The 13,603-nt window shown below is 65.5% G+C and carries 13 protein-coding genes; 9 read left to right on the top strand and 4 right to left on the bottom strand.

Going from position 1 to position 13,603, the window contains the following annotated elements:
* The first annotated feature begins 103 nt into the window (after positions 1–103).
* From CXZ10_RS08775 to CXZ10_RS08760, 4 genes are all read left to right on the top strand, one after another.
* Complete coding sequence (locus CXZ10_RS08775; protein WP_101288772.1) at positions 104–1,417, top strand: amidohydrolase; 1,314 nt, start codon at positions 104–106, stop codon at positions 1,415–1,417.
* 273 nt (positions 1,418–1,690) lie between these two features.
* Positions 1,691–1,972, top strand: coding sequence for a DUF2934 domain-containing protein (locus CXZ10_RS08770; RefSeq protein WP_101288771.1), 282 nt, complete (start codon positions 1,691–1,693; stop codon positions 1,970–1,972).
* Positions 1,973–2,080: 108 nt separating this feature from the next.
* On the top strand, positions 2,081–4,378 hold the full coding sequence (locus tag CXZ10_RS08765) for a Tex family protein (protein WP_101288770.1): 2,298 nt from the start codon (positions 2,081–2,083) through the stop codon (positions 4,376–4,378).
* Between the two features lie 120 nt (positions 4,379–4,498).
* Complete coding sequence (locus CXZ10_RS08760; RefSeq protein WP_101288769.1) at positions 4,499–4,996, top strand: cytochrome b; 498 nt, start codon at positions 4,499–4,501, stop codon at positions 4,994–4,996.
* Positions 4,997–5,074: 78 nt separating this feature from the next.
* Here the strand turns inward: CXZ10_RS08760 and CXZ10_RS08755 are convergent, their stop codons facing one another.
* Both CXZ10_RS08755 and mog read right to left on the bottom strand, forming a co-directional pair.
* Entirely contained in the window at positions 5,075–5,284 is a 210-nt protein-coding gene (locus tag CXZ10_RS08755) for a cold-shock protein (RefSeq protein WP_026781928.1), read from the bottom strand.
* Positions 5,285–5,571: 287 nt separating this feature from the next.
* A complete protein-coding gene (mog, locus tag CXZ10_RS08750; protein WP_101288768.1) occupies positions 5,572–6,093 on the bottom strand; it encodes a molybdopterin adenylyltransferase in 522 nt (173 codons plus the stop codon).
* Between the two features lie 147 nt (positions 6,094–6,240).
* On the opposite strand from mog, the gene CXZ10_RS08745 reads away from it, so the two are divergent.
* Complete coding sequence (locus CXZ10_RS08745) at positions 6,241–7,728, top strand: helicase HerA domain-containing protein (RefSeq protein ID WP_101288767.1); 1,488 nt, start codon at positions 6,241–6,243, stop codon at positions 7,726–7,728.
* 124 nt (positions 7,729–7,852) lie between these two features.
* Positions 7,853–8,971: a DUF4432 family protein gene (locus CXZ10_RS08740; RefSeq protein WP_101288766.1), complete on the top strand. Its 1,119-nt coding sequence runs from the start codon at positions 7,853–7,855 to the stop codon at positions 8,969–8,971.
* A 13-nt stretch (positions 8,972–8,984) separates the two neighbouring features.
* Here the strand turns inward: CXZ10_RS08740 and CXZ10_RS08735 are convergent, their stop codons facing one another.
* Positions 8,985–9,380 (bottom strand): flagellar basal body rod protein FlgC, encoded by a 396-nt coding sequence (locus CXZ10_RS08735; protein WP_101288765.1) that lies wholly within the window; start codon positions 9,378–9,380, stop codon positions 8,985–8,987.
* A 418-nt stretch (positions 9,381–9,798) separates the two neighbouring features.
* Between CXZ10_RS08735 and CXZ10_RS08730 the strand changes: the two genes are divergently transcribed.
* Entirely contained in the window at positions 9,799–10,092 is a 294-nt protein-coding gene (locus tag CXZ10_RS08730; protein WP_143741504.1) for a hypothetical protein, read from the top strand.
* Positions 10,093–10,245: 153 nt separating this feature from the next.
* On the opposite strand, the gene CXZ10_RS08725 is transcribed toward CXZ10_RS08730, so the two are convergent.
* Positions 10,246–11,604, bottom strand: coding sequence for a GH1 family beta-glucosidase (locus CXZ10_RS08725; RefSeq protein WP_101288763.1), 1,359 nt, complete (start codon positions 11,602–11,604; stop codon positions 10,246–10,248).
* Positions 11,605–11,733: 129 nt separating this feature from the next.
* On the opposite strand from CXZ10_RS08725, the gene CXZ10_RS08720 reads away from it, so the two are divergent.
* Positions 11,734–12,750, top strand: coding sequence for an AI-2E family transporter (locus CXZ10_RS08720; protein WP_101288762.1), 1,017 nt, complete (start codon positions 11,734–11,736; stop codon positions 12,748–12,750).
* Between the two features lie 80 nt (positions 12,751–12,830).
* The gene (gene modA, locus CXZ10_RS08715) at positions 12,831–13,589 is read left to right on the top strand and encodes a molybdate ABC transporter substrate-binding protein (RefSeq protein WP_101288761.1); all 759 of its coding nucleotides are present in this window, start codon (positions 12,831–12,833) and stop codon (positions 13,587–13,589) included.
* Positions 13,590–13,603: the final 14 nt, after the last annotated feature.

Raw genomic sequence — 13,603 nt, 5'->3', positions numbered from 1 at the left:
TACCTGTTGCAGCGGGCGAGTTTGGGTCATCGGTCAGGCATCGGCAACCCTCCCTTTACGAGGAACGACCCGTCGGCGATCAATGGGAAACTCAGGAGTGACCATGTCCCCTTCCGATCTCGTCATCCGCGCCCCTTACGTCGTTACCTGCGACGATGCCATGACCGTCATCGAGAATGGTGCCGTTGCGGCCCGTGACGGTCGCATCGTCGCCGTCGGGCCGGCGGCAGCCATTCCGATTGTCGGCGCCGAGCTCATCGAGGCGAAAGGCCGCATCCTGATGCCCGGCCTGATCAACATGCATTGCCACGCCGGCGACAGCCTGTTTCGAGGCCTCGTCGAGAACCTGCCGCTCGAACCGTGGTTGCAGACGGTGTGGAAGGCGGAGCGAGCGATCCTCCGTCCAACCACCTGCCGGCTCGGCGCCGAGCTCGGTCTCGCGGAACTCCTGCTCTCGGGCGTCACGACCGTCATGGACATGTTCTGGTTTCCCGAGGAAACGGTGCGGGCGGCAAAAGCGCTGGGGATTCGTGTCGCCACCGGCGGCATTTTCTTCGACCCGCCAGGCATGGACGGTCATCTCGCCGACCGGCGGCTTGCCGACGCCACGGCCTTCTTCGACGCGGTCGAGGACGAACCGCTGATCTTTGCCGGCTGCCTACCCCACGGCACCTATACGGTGTCGCCGCAGCATCTTCAGAACGCCGCCCGTCTGTCCCGCTCGCGCGGCGGATTCTGGTGCACCCACGCGGCGGAAACGGCGGCCGAACAGGCGACGATCATTGAGCGCTACGGCCGTCGCGTCATCACCCATCTTGCCGAGCTGGATCTGCTGGGTCCCGACGTGGTGCTCGCCCACTGCGTCCATCTCGACACGGCGGAGATTGATCTGCTCGCTGCCTCCGGCACGCATGTCGTCCACAACCCAATGTCCAACCTGAAGCTCGCTTCCGGCTTTGCGCCGGTGCCGGCCCTGCTGGCGGCGGGCGTGAACGTGACGCTCGGCACCGACGGCGCCATTTCCGGCAACGATCTCGACATGTGGCTCGCCATCCGCCTTGCCGCCACGCTTCACAAGGCGGCGACCGGCAACGCCGCCGCCGTCACCACGGCCGAGGCGCTGGCGATGGCGACGCGGAACGGCGCGCGTGCCCTGAATGCCGCCGACCGATTGGGATCGATCGAGCCCGGCAAGGCGGCCGACTTCATCCTCGTCGATATCGGCCGGCCGCACGCCGCGCCGCTGTTCGATCCCGTCACCCATCTTGTCTACTCGGCCGGGCGGGGTGACGTCACCGACGTCTTCGTCGGCGGTCGGCGTGTCGTCGAGGCCGGTCGGCTTCTCACCGCCGACGTCGGCGCACTTGTCGCGGCGGCAGACGCTCTTCGCCCGGCCATTGCCGCGTCGGTTGTCTGATTCGCCGGGGCCTGAAATCGCGGCGCCCATTCGTCGCTTCGCTGCGATAAGCATTCTTTCCCCGGCGGTCGGGGGCAAAAGTCTTTGCCGCTGCGCGGTTTTCGGCCGGCCGTTGCCTTCTCAGATGGCGAGTGCTGCGCTACATTACTCTCGCTGCGGTTTCGTCATGAGACCGTCGGGTCGAAGGGTCCAGTTTCTTGTCCCGAACGCCCCTGAGGGGACGCTGCACTCCAGTGTCCGCTGGCCGGGTTCCGAACAAAAGAGGATTTCGACATGTCCGATATCGAAGCCAAGATCCGGGAAAAAGCGCGCGAGCTCTGGCTGGCTGAGGGGCAGCCTGAAGGGCGCGCCGATCAGCATTGGCTGGAAGCCGAGGCGATCGTTCGCGCCGAAGCGGAGGCAAAGCCCAAGGCCGCCCGCAAGCCGCGCGCCGCTGCCGCCAAGAAAGAACCGGCCGAAGCCAACGCACCGGCTGCCAAGAAGCCAGCCGCCAAGAAAGAGGCCGTAAAGAAGGAAACCACCAAGAAGCCGTCGCTCAAGGTCGTTTCCGGCTGAGGTCTTCGCCCGGTCGCAACGGACAGCTTGTTGACAAGGCCGGCCGGCGGCGTTGCGCCGCTCGGACGGGATGCCTAATGTCGCGGCCTCTTTCATGGGAGCCGTGACATGACCCTTTCTGCCGCCGTCGAAGCCCGCATCGTCGAGGCCATCGCCAGCGAGATCGGCTGCCGGCCGGCGCAGGCGGCGGCGGCGGTCGGCCTTCTCGACGAGGGCGCGACGGTGCCTTTCGTCGCCCGCTATCGCAAGGAAGTCACCGGAGGGCTCGACGATACCCAGCTTCGCAAGCTGGAGGAACGTCTTGCCTATCGCCGTGAACTGGAGACCCGCCGCGCCGCGGTGCTCGCGGCCATCGACAGCCAGGGCAAGCTGACGCCCGATCTTGCGGGAAAGATTGCCTCTGCCGTCACCAAGGCCGAGATCGAGGATCTCTACGCGCCCTTCAAGCCGAAGCGCCGCACCAAGGGCGAGATTGCCAAGGAGAAGGGGCTCGAACCGCTGGCCGACGCTCTCTTCACCAACCGGACACTGGAACCGGCGGCGGCCGCCGCTGCCTATGTCACGGAGGCAGTGCCCGATATCAAGGCGGCGCTCGACGGCGCCCGCGACATCCTCGCCGAGCGCTTCGCGGAGACACCGGAGTTGGTCGGCCGCCTGCGTGGCTATCTGCGCGACCGCGCCGTTCTGCGTTCGGCGGTGATTGCCGGCAAGGAAGCGGCGGGCGAGAAGTTCGCCGACTATTTCGATCACCGCGAGCGTTGGGCGGCGGTGCCGAGCCACCGGGCGCTCGCCATGCTTCGCGGCCGCAACGAGGAGGTGCTCGCCCTGGAACTGGAGATCGACGCCGACGACCCGGCGCCGGTCAAGCCGGTGGAGCGCATGGTGGCCGAGGCCTTCTCGATCAACGTTCCCGCGAAACTGCCGGCCGAGGGCTTCCTGTTCGACGTCTGCCGTTGGACCTGGCGGGTGAAGCTTCAGCTCTCCCTGTCCCTCGACCTGATGGGTACCCTCAGAGAAAAGGCAGAGGCCGAGGCGATCCGCGTCTTCGCCGACAATCTCAAGGACCTGCTGCTCGCCGCGCCGGCCGGTGCCCGCACCACCATGGGGCTCGACCCCGGCATCCGCACCGGCGTCAAGGTGGCGGTGGTCGACGCCACCGGCAAGCTTCTGGACACGGCGACCGTCTACCCCTTCCAGCCGAGAAACGACGTGGCGGGCGCGCTCGCCACGCTGTCGGCGCTCATCCGCAAGCACAAGGTGGAGCTGATCGCCATCGGCAATGGCACCGCGAGCCGCGAGACCGACCGCCTCGCCGCGGCGCTGATATCGGATCTGCCGGCGCCGAAGCCCACCAAGGTGGTGGTCAGCGAAGCCGGTGCCTCGGTCTACTCGGCCTCCGAGCTGGCTGCTCGCGAGTTTCCTGGCCTCGACGTGTCACTGCGCGGCGCCGTGTCCATTGCCCGTCGTCTTCAGGACCCGCTGGCGGAGCTGGTCAAGATCGAGCCTAAGTCCATCGGCGTCGGGCAGTATCAGCATGACGTCGACCAGGGGCATCTCGCCAAGGCGCTCGACGCCGTCGTCGAGGATGCAGTGAACGCCGTCGGCGTCGATCTCAACACCGCCTCGGCGCCCCTTCTTGCACGCATCTCCGGTCTCGGCCCGTCGCTCGCCGAAGCGATCGTCGCCCACCGCGACGCGTCGGGCGCGTTCCGCAGCCGCAGGGCCCTGATGGAGGTGCCGCGGCTCGGCGCCAAGACTTTCGAGCAGGCAGCCGGCTTCCTGCGCATCCGCGACGGCGAAGAACCGCTCGACGCCTCCTCGGTGCATCCAGAGGCCTATGGCGTCGCCCGCCGCATCGTCGCGGCCTGTGGTCGCGACATTCGCCAGCTGATGGGCGACAGCGCCGCGCTGAAGACACTCGACCCGCAGAAGTTCGTCGACGAGCGCTTCGGCCTGCCGACGGTGCGCGACATCCTCGCCGAGCTGGAAAAGCCCGGCCGCGATCCGCGCCCCGAGTTCCGCACGGCGAGTTTCGCCGAGGGGGTCGAGGACATCGGCGATCTCAAGCCCGGCATGGTTCTCGAGGGAACGGTGACCAACGTTGCCGCCTTCGGTGCCTTCGTCGACATCGGCGTCCACCAGGACGGTCTCGTTCACGTCAGCCAACTGGCAGATCGCTTCGTCAAGGATCCGCGCGACGTGGTGAAGGCCGGCGACGTGGTGAAGGTTCGGGTTGTCGAGGTGGATGTGAAACGCAAGCGCATCGCCCTTTCCATGCGCAAGGACGACGACGGCGCTCCAAAGGGGCCGGGCGGCGGTCGTTCGGACCGGCGCGGACCTCCTCCGCCGCCGGCCGGCAACAATGCCATGGCCGCCGCACTGGCCGCCGCCATGAAGCGGCGGTGACCGGCGCTTCGTGCCGAGACAGATCGTTACACTTTACAGTGGTCGGCCATCATCTTGTCGATTGGGGGTCGTTGGATTTGGTGTAAGCTCCCCGCCGTTAATCGTCGTGGGAGGCCCGCCATGGCCAAGCAGTCCACTGGCTACACCGCTCTTCAGCTCTCGCTCCACTGGCTGATCGTGCTTCTCGTGTTCTTCCAGCTGATTTTCGGGGAAGACATGGGGCATTACAACGAGGTCTTGCGCTCCGGCCAGGACGTCGCTCCCCTCGTGACAGGCTATTATCTGCACGTCGGCGTCGGAGTTGCCGTGTTGGCGCTGACGCTCTTTCGCCTCGGCCTGCGCTTCAGGCTTGGCGTTCCGGCGTCCGTTCCGGGACCGGCTCTGCAGGTGAAGGCCGGCGAGGCGCTGCATTACCTCTTCTACCTGATGCTGATCGTCACCCCGATCACCGGGCTTCTCGCTCAGTATGTCGACATGCGCACGTTCGGCGAAGTCCACGAGGCCGGCAAGCCCATCTTCATTCTGCTGATCCTGATCCATGCGGCGGCAGCGCTCTACCATCACTTCGTCCTGAAGGATGCCACCTTGCGCCGGATGATGGTGCCGGGCACCCACTGACGGCCGGTTTTGCCAAATGAAAACCCCGCGGGAAGTGACTCCCGCGGGGCTTTGTCATTGAGCCGGATGATCGTGAGATCAGGCGGCCGACAGGTTGTCAGCCGAGGACTTGCCGGAGCGGCGGTCCTGCACGACTTCGAAGTTCACCTTCTGGCCGTCGTTGAGCGAGCCGAGACCCGAGCGCTCAACAGCGGAGATGTGAACGAAAACGTCCGGGCCACCGGCGTCCGGAGCGATGAAGCCGTAGCCCTTGGTGGCGTTGAACCACTTGACGGTACCTAGAGCCATGATGAGATCCTTTCCTCAGAAAGTCGCTTGATAGAAAGCCGCGCGCCCGCACGGAGCGCGTGACAGGTGGTTACCGAGTTTGGAAAGGTCGTCACGTCGCGGGGGATGGACCCCAGGCGTTCAGGGCCGATGGTCTGGCCAAAATCGATGATCTCTCATACTACGAGAGGCATCCTGCTTGCAAGCAACCTGTGGCTGTGTGCTGGGCGACCGAAAGGCGGCCTTCGCATTTTCCCGTAGCCATCCAACCATTAGTTCTCGGAGGCATCGCCAAAGCCATGGATTCACTAGGCCGGCCGGAATGCCTGGCAGACGGCCGGATCGGTTTCGATACGCCCGGCCCCGATCAGGTCGAGGCAATAGGGAATGGCCGGAAATACCGCGTCGAGACACACGGCGATCGACGACGGCTTTCCGGGCAGATTGACGATGAGCGTCGAGCCGCGCGTGCCGGCCGTCTGGCGCGACAGGATGGCGGTCGGCACCTTTTCGAGGCTTATGCGGCGCATCAGCTCGCCGAAGCCCGGCAACTCCTTCTCCATCACCACCTTCATCGCTTCCGTCGTGAGATCGCGTGGGCTTGGACCTGTGCCACCGGTGGTGAGGATGAGGTCGACCCGCTCCTCGTCGCACAGCCGAACCAACTCGCCGCCAACGCTGTCCACGCCGTCGGGAACGATCAGCGTTAGCACTTCATACGGCGAGGTGACGGCCCGGCCGAGCCAGGCGGCGATCGCCGGCCCCGAGAGGTCTTCATACTCACCGCGCGCGGCGCGATCGGAGACGGTGAGAAGGGCGATGCGGACCATTGGCGAAGCTCCAGCCTGTGAATCACGGGAGAACACAGCGTTAGCACCTTGCTTCGCCCTTGGCCAAGGCGGCCGAATCGGTCGACAGAGAAACAGGTGCGCGAATGCGCGCTGCGTTTATCGGTGGCGTGGGACGAAGACCTCAGGATGACCTTCAGCGTGGACATCGGCAACAGGGCGAACGGCACGCGCGCCGCCTTCGACCTTGAGGAGTTGCTGGCCACCCGTCTGCTGGTCCAGGGCAACTCAGGCTCCGGCAAGTCGCATCTGCTGCGCCGCCTCTTGGAACAGAGCGCCGAATGGGTGCAGCAGGCGGTCATCGATCCGGAAGGCGACTTCGTGACGCTGGCCGATCGTTTCGGTCACGTCGTGGTGGACGCCAACTGTTCCGAGCGTGACCTGGCACTGATCGCCGCCCGCGTCCGCAAGCACCGCGTTTCGGTCGTGCTCAACCTCGAGGGGCTCGACGTCGACGGCCAGGTCCGCGCCGCCGCCGCCTTCCTGAACGGCCTGTTCGATGCCGAGCGCGACCATTGGTACCCGATGCTGGTGGTGGTCGACGAGGCGCAGCTGTTCGCGCCGGCTGCCTCCGGCGAGGCCGACGGCGAAGCGCGCCGCGCCTCGCTCGGCGCCATGACCAACCTGATGTGCCGTGGCCGCAAGCGTGGCCTTGCCGGCGTCATCGCCACCCAGCGCCTTGCCAAGCTCGCCAAGAATGTCGCCGCCGAGGCGTCCAACTTCCTGATGGGCCGCACCTTCCTCGACATCGACATGGCCCGCGCCGCCGACCTTCTCGGCATGGAGCGGCGGCAGGCCGAGATGTTCCGCAACCTTCAGCGCGGCGAGTTCGTGTCGCTCGGCCCGGCCATCGGCCGCCGGCCGGAGCCGGTCCGGATCGGGCCGGTGGAAACGACCGGGCGCGGTGGCGGTCCCAAGCTGACGCCGCTGCCCGAGCAGGGCGGCGAGGCAGCCCGCGAGCTGATCTTCCGCCCGACAGCTGGCGAGGAAGCGCCGCGCGTTGCTGCCGCGCCGGTGTCCACCGCCGACATTCTGTCCGAGCTGTCGCGTTCGCGCGCTGCCTTGGCGCCGGCACCGGAGGACAACCCGCCGCAGGCCGACCTGCTCGGCCGTCTTGCCCGCGACGAGGCGATCGAGGAAATCCTCGTGGAGATGATGGCTGAGCCGGACGCCGCCTTCCAGCCGGTCTCGATGCTCTATCAGGACTTCCTGGTCCGCTGCCGCATCAAGCGGGTGACCGGCGACAGTCTCGACCTCCAGTCCTTCCGCCAGCGCCTGTCGCTGGCACGCGCCGGCGTCGAAACCGAGACGGTCGACGAGGACGCCTGGCAGCAGGCCACGCTGATTTCGGCGTCGCTGCCGGAAGACATGCGCGGCGTGTTCCTGCTGGTCGCCAAGGCGGCGCTCCTGAAGGCGCCATGCCCCTCCGACGCCGAGATCGCCCGTGCCTATGGCACGCGCTCGCCGTCCCGCGCACGGCGGCTGCTCGCCTATATGGAAGAGCGGGGCTTCCTCGTCTGCGCCTCCGACCTGCGCGGCCAGCGGCTGATCCAGCTTCCCGACCTCGGCTGGCAGACGGCACCGGGCTCGGCGACGGCCGCGGCGGCTGCCGAATAAGTCCGGCCAGTACGCTTTATTGCGGTGTCCTCGCCCCTTGGAGTGGCGCGGGAAACGCGACAGACTGGCGCTCCGGCGGCCATCGACTCGGGAGGAGCCCGGCCGCCGTTTGTGGGAGGATGGCATGGTGTTGTCGAGGTTGGGCGAAGGAGCGACGGCGGCCGTCGATCTTCGCGGCGTAGCGTTTTCCGAGGCCGAGCGGGTGATCTTCCGGGCTGGGCAGCTCAAGGCGGCAGCCTTTCGCTTTGCCTCCGGTGTCGACGCCGTCAGGCTGTCGAACGGGGCCGATGAGGTGGTGGTTCTGCCGTTCCAGGGCCAGCATGTGTGGTCGGCCCGCCTCGGTGGCCGCGATGTCGGCATGAAGTCGATGTTCGACATGCCGCGTCCGACGCAGAAGTTCTTCGAGACCTATGGCGGTTACTTCCAGCATGCCGGCGTCACGGCAATCGGCGCCCCAGGCCCCATGGAACGCCGCGAGCAGCATGGTGAACTGCCGAACGCTCCCTATCGCGATGCCGCCATCCTGCTCGGGGAGGATGCGAGCGGCCGTTACATCGCCGTCACCGGCCGGTACAATCACACGGTTGCCTTCGCCACCAATTACGAGGCGGTGCCGACCCTGAAGCTCTACGAGGGCAGGCCGCGGATCTCCATCGGCATCACCGTCACCAACCTGAAATCGTCGCCGCTCACGGTCCATTACCTGGGGCATCTCAACTGGCGCGCTCGCGAGGGCGGCCGTCTGCTCGGCACCTTGCACGAGACGGCCGAGAGCCTGCGCGTCCGTCAGGAAATTCCGCCGCATATCCAACCCGGACCGGGCTACGTCGAGTGGATCGCCGAGCTGGCGAAGGATCCCAGCAAGGCCGGTACCCTGACGTCGGACAAGATTTTCGCGCCGGAAGTGGTGTTCGCCTTCGATCCGCTGACCGACGACGAGGGCAAGGCGCATTTCATGCAGGTTCATCCGGACGGGACGGCCGACTACACCTCCTTCAAGCCCGAGGATACCGGCACTGCTGCCCGCTGGATCTGCCGCACCGGCGACCAGGAGGCGGTCGGCATGGCCTTCCCCGTCCGGTCGCCCGGCGAGGCGGCGCGCGTGAATGGTCAGCCGATCAACCACGCACCGCTCGGCAAGGGGGAGAGTTTCACGACCGAGATCATCGCCGCCGTCTTCACGCCGGCGGAGACGGAGGCCATGGCCCGTCATATCGAGGCAGTGAAGCGCCAGCGCGCCTAAGGGGACGCAACGTTCAGCTGAAGGCGTCGAGCGTCGTCTTCATCATGTCGTTGGCCACCTTCAGGGTCTTCGCGGAGGCTTCATAGCTCATGCGGGCGGTCATGACGTTGACCAGTTCGCTGGCCATGTCGACGTTGGGGGCGGCCACCATGCCCTCGGCGTCGGCATCCGGCGACGATGGGTCATAGGTCGGGATATAGGGGTCGCCGCCGGCGTTGACGATGCGTGCGGACACGCCTCCGCCCTTGACGTCCGACTGTTTCACGGTCACCGGCGCATAGGCGGTGGTGGCCCCGGAGCTGGTCGGCAGCGGGCCTGACGATCTCGCGTTGGCGATGTTCTGCGCCGCCGCTTCGAGCCGCGTCGCGGCGGCCTGCATGCCTGACACGGAAATGGGCGAGATGGACATCTGAACGGCTCCGGAGGCTTGAGACCGATCATTGTCCGTCGGACATGCTAAGCCGCCCTTGCCGCAATGCCGAGAATTTGAATCATTGCCCGCCCTGGATGTCACCTGGACGATTTATCTCCATTCTCGGGAATATTTGGACGGTGGTTCCTCGAAGAACCGCCCCCTTCAATGCCAAATGAAAGGGCATCCGAAGACGGATGCGGCGGGATTTGACCAGTAGCTTGCGACCGCCGATCAAACGCTAAAGCGCCATGCCTCGGGGCATGGTGGTGCCTTGTCCCTACAGGAGGCGACCATGACCGTCCGTGACCTGATGATGCCTCTCACCCCGCTTCGCTCTTGCTGTTGTCGGCGACTTTTTTGAACGTGCGCTGAAACTAAATGCCCTTGAGCGGGTTTGAAGGTCGGTCGGTACATGCCGGCCCCGGAGGCAAAAATGGATAGTGGTTATATTGTTGAGTTGGCCGGCGAGGCGGCCGGTGTGTTGGTGGGTGCGGGTGGTGTCTACGAGTTCCACGCGGTCGATCCGCGTTTCCGTTCCCTTGAAGGGGCGACTTTCGACAATGGCTTTGCCGCCGAACGGGCGGTGCGTCGCTTGGCGCGGCAAGGTTCCGGCAAGCCGGCGCAGCGTGGCCGCCGCCAATACTCGCTTTTCCGCGACGGCCTCGGCTTGACGGGCCGGCCTGCGATCGAAGCTTTCAGCACCTGATCCTAGTCCAGGCCTTTTCAGACTGTCTTCATTCAGTCCTTTGTTTCACCAGTGTCTTTCCTTGGTTGTCCTTCTCGGCCGTTTCCCTTCCAGGCGCGCCGATCAACTGCCCCGGGAGCATCGCTCCCGGGGCTTTTTGCTTGAGGGGACAGGCTAGACCGACGCCGCCTGAGCCCGTCCGGCGATCAGGTCGCGGTACCAGACGGCCGACGACTTGGGGATGCGCTTCTGCGTCTCGTAATCGACGTAGACCACGCCGAAACGCTTGGCGTAGCCGTGCGACCATTCGAAATTGTCCATCAGCGACCAGACGAAGTAACCGTCGACGCGGATGCCCTTGTCGCGGGCGTCGGCCAGCACGGTGAGGTGCTTCTCGAGATAGTCGATGCGGCCTGGATCGTCGCATTTGCCGTCGACGAGCTCGTCATATTGGGCGCAGCCGTTCTCGGCGATGTAGATCGGCGGCAGCTCGTAGCGGGCGTCGAGGTCGGTCAGCAGGCGGTCGAGGGCGGGAGCATGGATCTCCCAGCCCATGGCCGAACGCGGCACGTTCTCGGCCTGGACAGAGCGGGCGCGCGGGAACGGCAGGGCAGGGTCGGCGGCGATGCGTTCCGGCGCATAGAAGTTGAGGCCCAGGAAATCGATCGGCGTCGAGATGATCTTGAGATCGTCCGCCTCGATCTTCGGCATGATGGGGCCGAAGGCCTCGACAACGTCGGCCGGATAGTGGCCCAGAAACACCGGATCCATGAACACGCCGTCGTGGAAGGCGCGGTAGCGTTCGGTGGCGGCGATGTCCTCGGGGCGCTCGCTGGCGGAATAGAGCGCCTTGGCGTTATAGACGATGCCGGCCGGCAGGTCGGCGCGGCGCGCCTTGATCGCCTGCATGGCAAGGCCATGGGCGAGGTTCAGCGTATGGATGGCGGCGAGCGCCGCCGTCAGATTGCGCTCGCCCGGCGCGTGCTCGCCGATGAGGTAGGAGAGGTGACCGGAGCACCAGGGCTCGTTCAGCGTCATGATCCCGGAGAGGCGGTCGCCGAGGCGAGCCATCACCACGTCGGTATAGTCGGCGAAAGCATAGGCGGTGTCGCGGGCGCACCAGCCACCACGCCCATGCTGCTCGATCGGCAGATCCCAATGATAAAGCGTGGCATAGGGCTTGATCTCGGCCTTCAAGAGTTCGTCGATCAGCCGGTCGTAGAAATCGATGCCCTTTTCATTGACCGGACCGCGGCCGTCGGGAATGACGCGTGGCCAGGCGATCGAGAAGCGATAGGCATCGGCCGATAAGGATCTCAGCAGCCGGACATCCTCGGGCATGCGATGATAGTGGTCGCAGGCGACGTCGCCCGTATCGCCATTCCTCACGCGGCCCGGTATGCGCGAAAAGGCGTCCCATATGCTCGGCTTGCGTCCATCCTCGTCATGGGCGCCTTCGATCTGGTAGGCGGCGGTGGCGTAACCAAACACAAAATCGCGCGAAAAACGCTTGGAAAGCGCAGTGCTGGACATCGGGTTCCTCCTCGTCGGACACAACGCATTGCCATGAATCGGTTCACCCCGGAAGCCCCCACGGTTTCTTTTTGCGTTCATAAGGAATGGGCTGTATTTGGGCATCACTGATGGAGATGGCCGCGGCAGATGGACAAGCTGACTTCGTACAACTGGGTGAAGATCGCTTCGTATCTGATCGTCGGCATCGCCCTGTTGCTCTGCCTTGAAATGGGTCTGCTCGCCGGTCTGCTGGCCGGTCTGCTCGTCCACGAGACGGCGATCAGCGCCGCTCCCTGGTTGCGCAATCGTACCGGCTGGACGCAGCAAATGGGCAAGGCGGTGGCGCTTATCGCCATCGTCTCGGTGATCTCGCTCGGCATTACCGCTGCTGTCGTTGCCGCCGGCTCTTTGTTCACCAATGGCTCGGAAGGGCTGTTCGCCCTCATCCACAAGATGGCCCAGGTGCTGGAGACCGGCCGTACCTATCTGCCGCCGTGGATCGGCGACTATCTGCCGGTCAATACCGACGAGCTCAGGCGGCAGGCGGTGAAGTTCCTGCAAGACAATGCCTGGGAGCTGCAGCGCTTCGGCCAGGACGTCGGACGCATCCTCGTCTATATCCTCTTCGGCATCATCATCGGCTCGCTGGTCCTGTTCCGCAAACCGCCGGAGAAGCCGCACGGGCCGCTGGCCGTCGAGCTGATTACGCGCGTTCGCCGCCTGACGTTGTCCTTCCGCCGCGTGGTTTTCGCGCAGATCCGCATTTCGCTCCTCAACACGACGCTGACCGCCCTCTTCCTCTACGGTCTCGATCCGCTGATCGGCGTGCAACTGCCGTTTCTGAAAACAATGGTGGCGGTCACCTTCATCGTCGGCCTGCTGCCGGTCATCGGCAATATCATTTCCAACACGGTGATCTTCATCGTCAGCCTCGGCGTGTCGGCGCCGGCGGCGATCGCCGCGCTCATATTCCTGATCGCCATCCACAAGCTCGAATATTTCGTCAACGCCCGCATCATCGGCACCCAGATCAACTCCCGCGCCTGGGAAATGCTGACGGTGATGCTCGCCATGGAGGCGACCTTCGGGGTGCCGGGGTTGATCGCCGCCCCCGTCTTCTACGCCTACGTCAAGGAAGAACTGTCGGCCAATGGCCTGATCTGAAGACCGCCGCCCGACGCTTGCCTTCGCTCGCCTATCGTTATAACCTAAAATGTATAACGATCAGACGGGAACCTATCGCCATGAGAATGCTTGCCCTTGCCGCCGCGCTGGCGCTCGGTGTCGTGACCTCGGCCGCCGTCGCCGCCGATCAGATCCGGGTCTTCGCCGCCGCTTCGGTGGCGCCGTCACTCCAGAAGATCGCCGACAGCTACAAGGCCGACCGAGACGTGGAGGTGGTGATCACCCCGGCCGCGTCCGGCGCGCTCGCCAAGCAGATCGAGGCCGGCGCTCCCGCCGACATCTTCATCTCCGCCGACCTCAAGTGGATGGCCTATGTCAACGACAAGGGCCTGATGAAGGACGGTAGCTTCAACCTTCTCGGCAACTCGCTGGTGCTGGTGGCCGCCAAGGATGACAAGGTCGCCATCGATTTCGCCGACAAGGCCTCGCTGCCGGCCGTTCTCGGTCAGGAGCGTCTCGCCGTTGGCGAAGCCAAGAGCGTTCCGGCCGGCGCCTATGCCGAGGAGGCGCTGAAGTCGCTCGGTCTCTACGATGCGCTGTCGCCGCGCTTTGCGCCGGCCGAGAATGTGCGCGTCGCCTTGCAGATGGTCGCCCGTGGCGAGGCCAAGCTCGGCATCGTCTACGGCACCGACGCCGTCGCCGAACCGGGCGTGGCGGTCGTTGCCACCTTCCCGGAAAGCAGTCACAAGCCGATCGTTTATCCGGTCGGTCTCACCAAGGGCGCCGCAACCGCCGCCGCCGACTTCCTCGCCTATCTCAAGGGATCGGAAGCGAACGCGGTGTTCGGGGCCGCCGGCTTCGTCAAGCCGGCCGAATGACCTGACCCCGCCGA

The organism is Pleomorphomonas diazotrophica, from assembly GCF_002844595.1.
In the GTDB taxonomy this organism is placed as follows: Bacteria; Pseudomonadota; Alphaproteobacteria; order Rhizobiales; family Pleomorphomonadaceae; genus Pleomorphomonas; species Pleomorphomonas diazotrophica.
The sequence above is the reverse complement of the archived record's forward strand: the minus strand, read 5'-3'. Positions and strand labels throughout refer to the sequence as shown.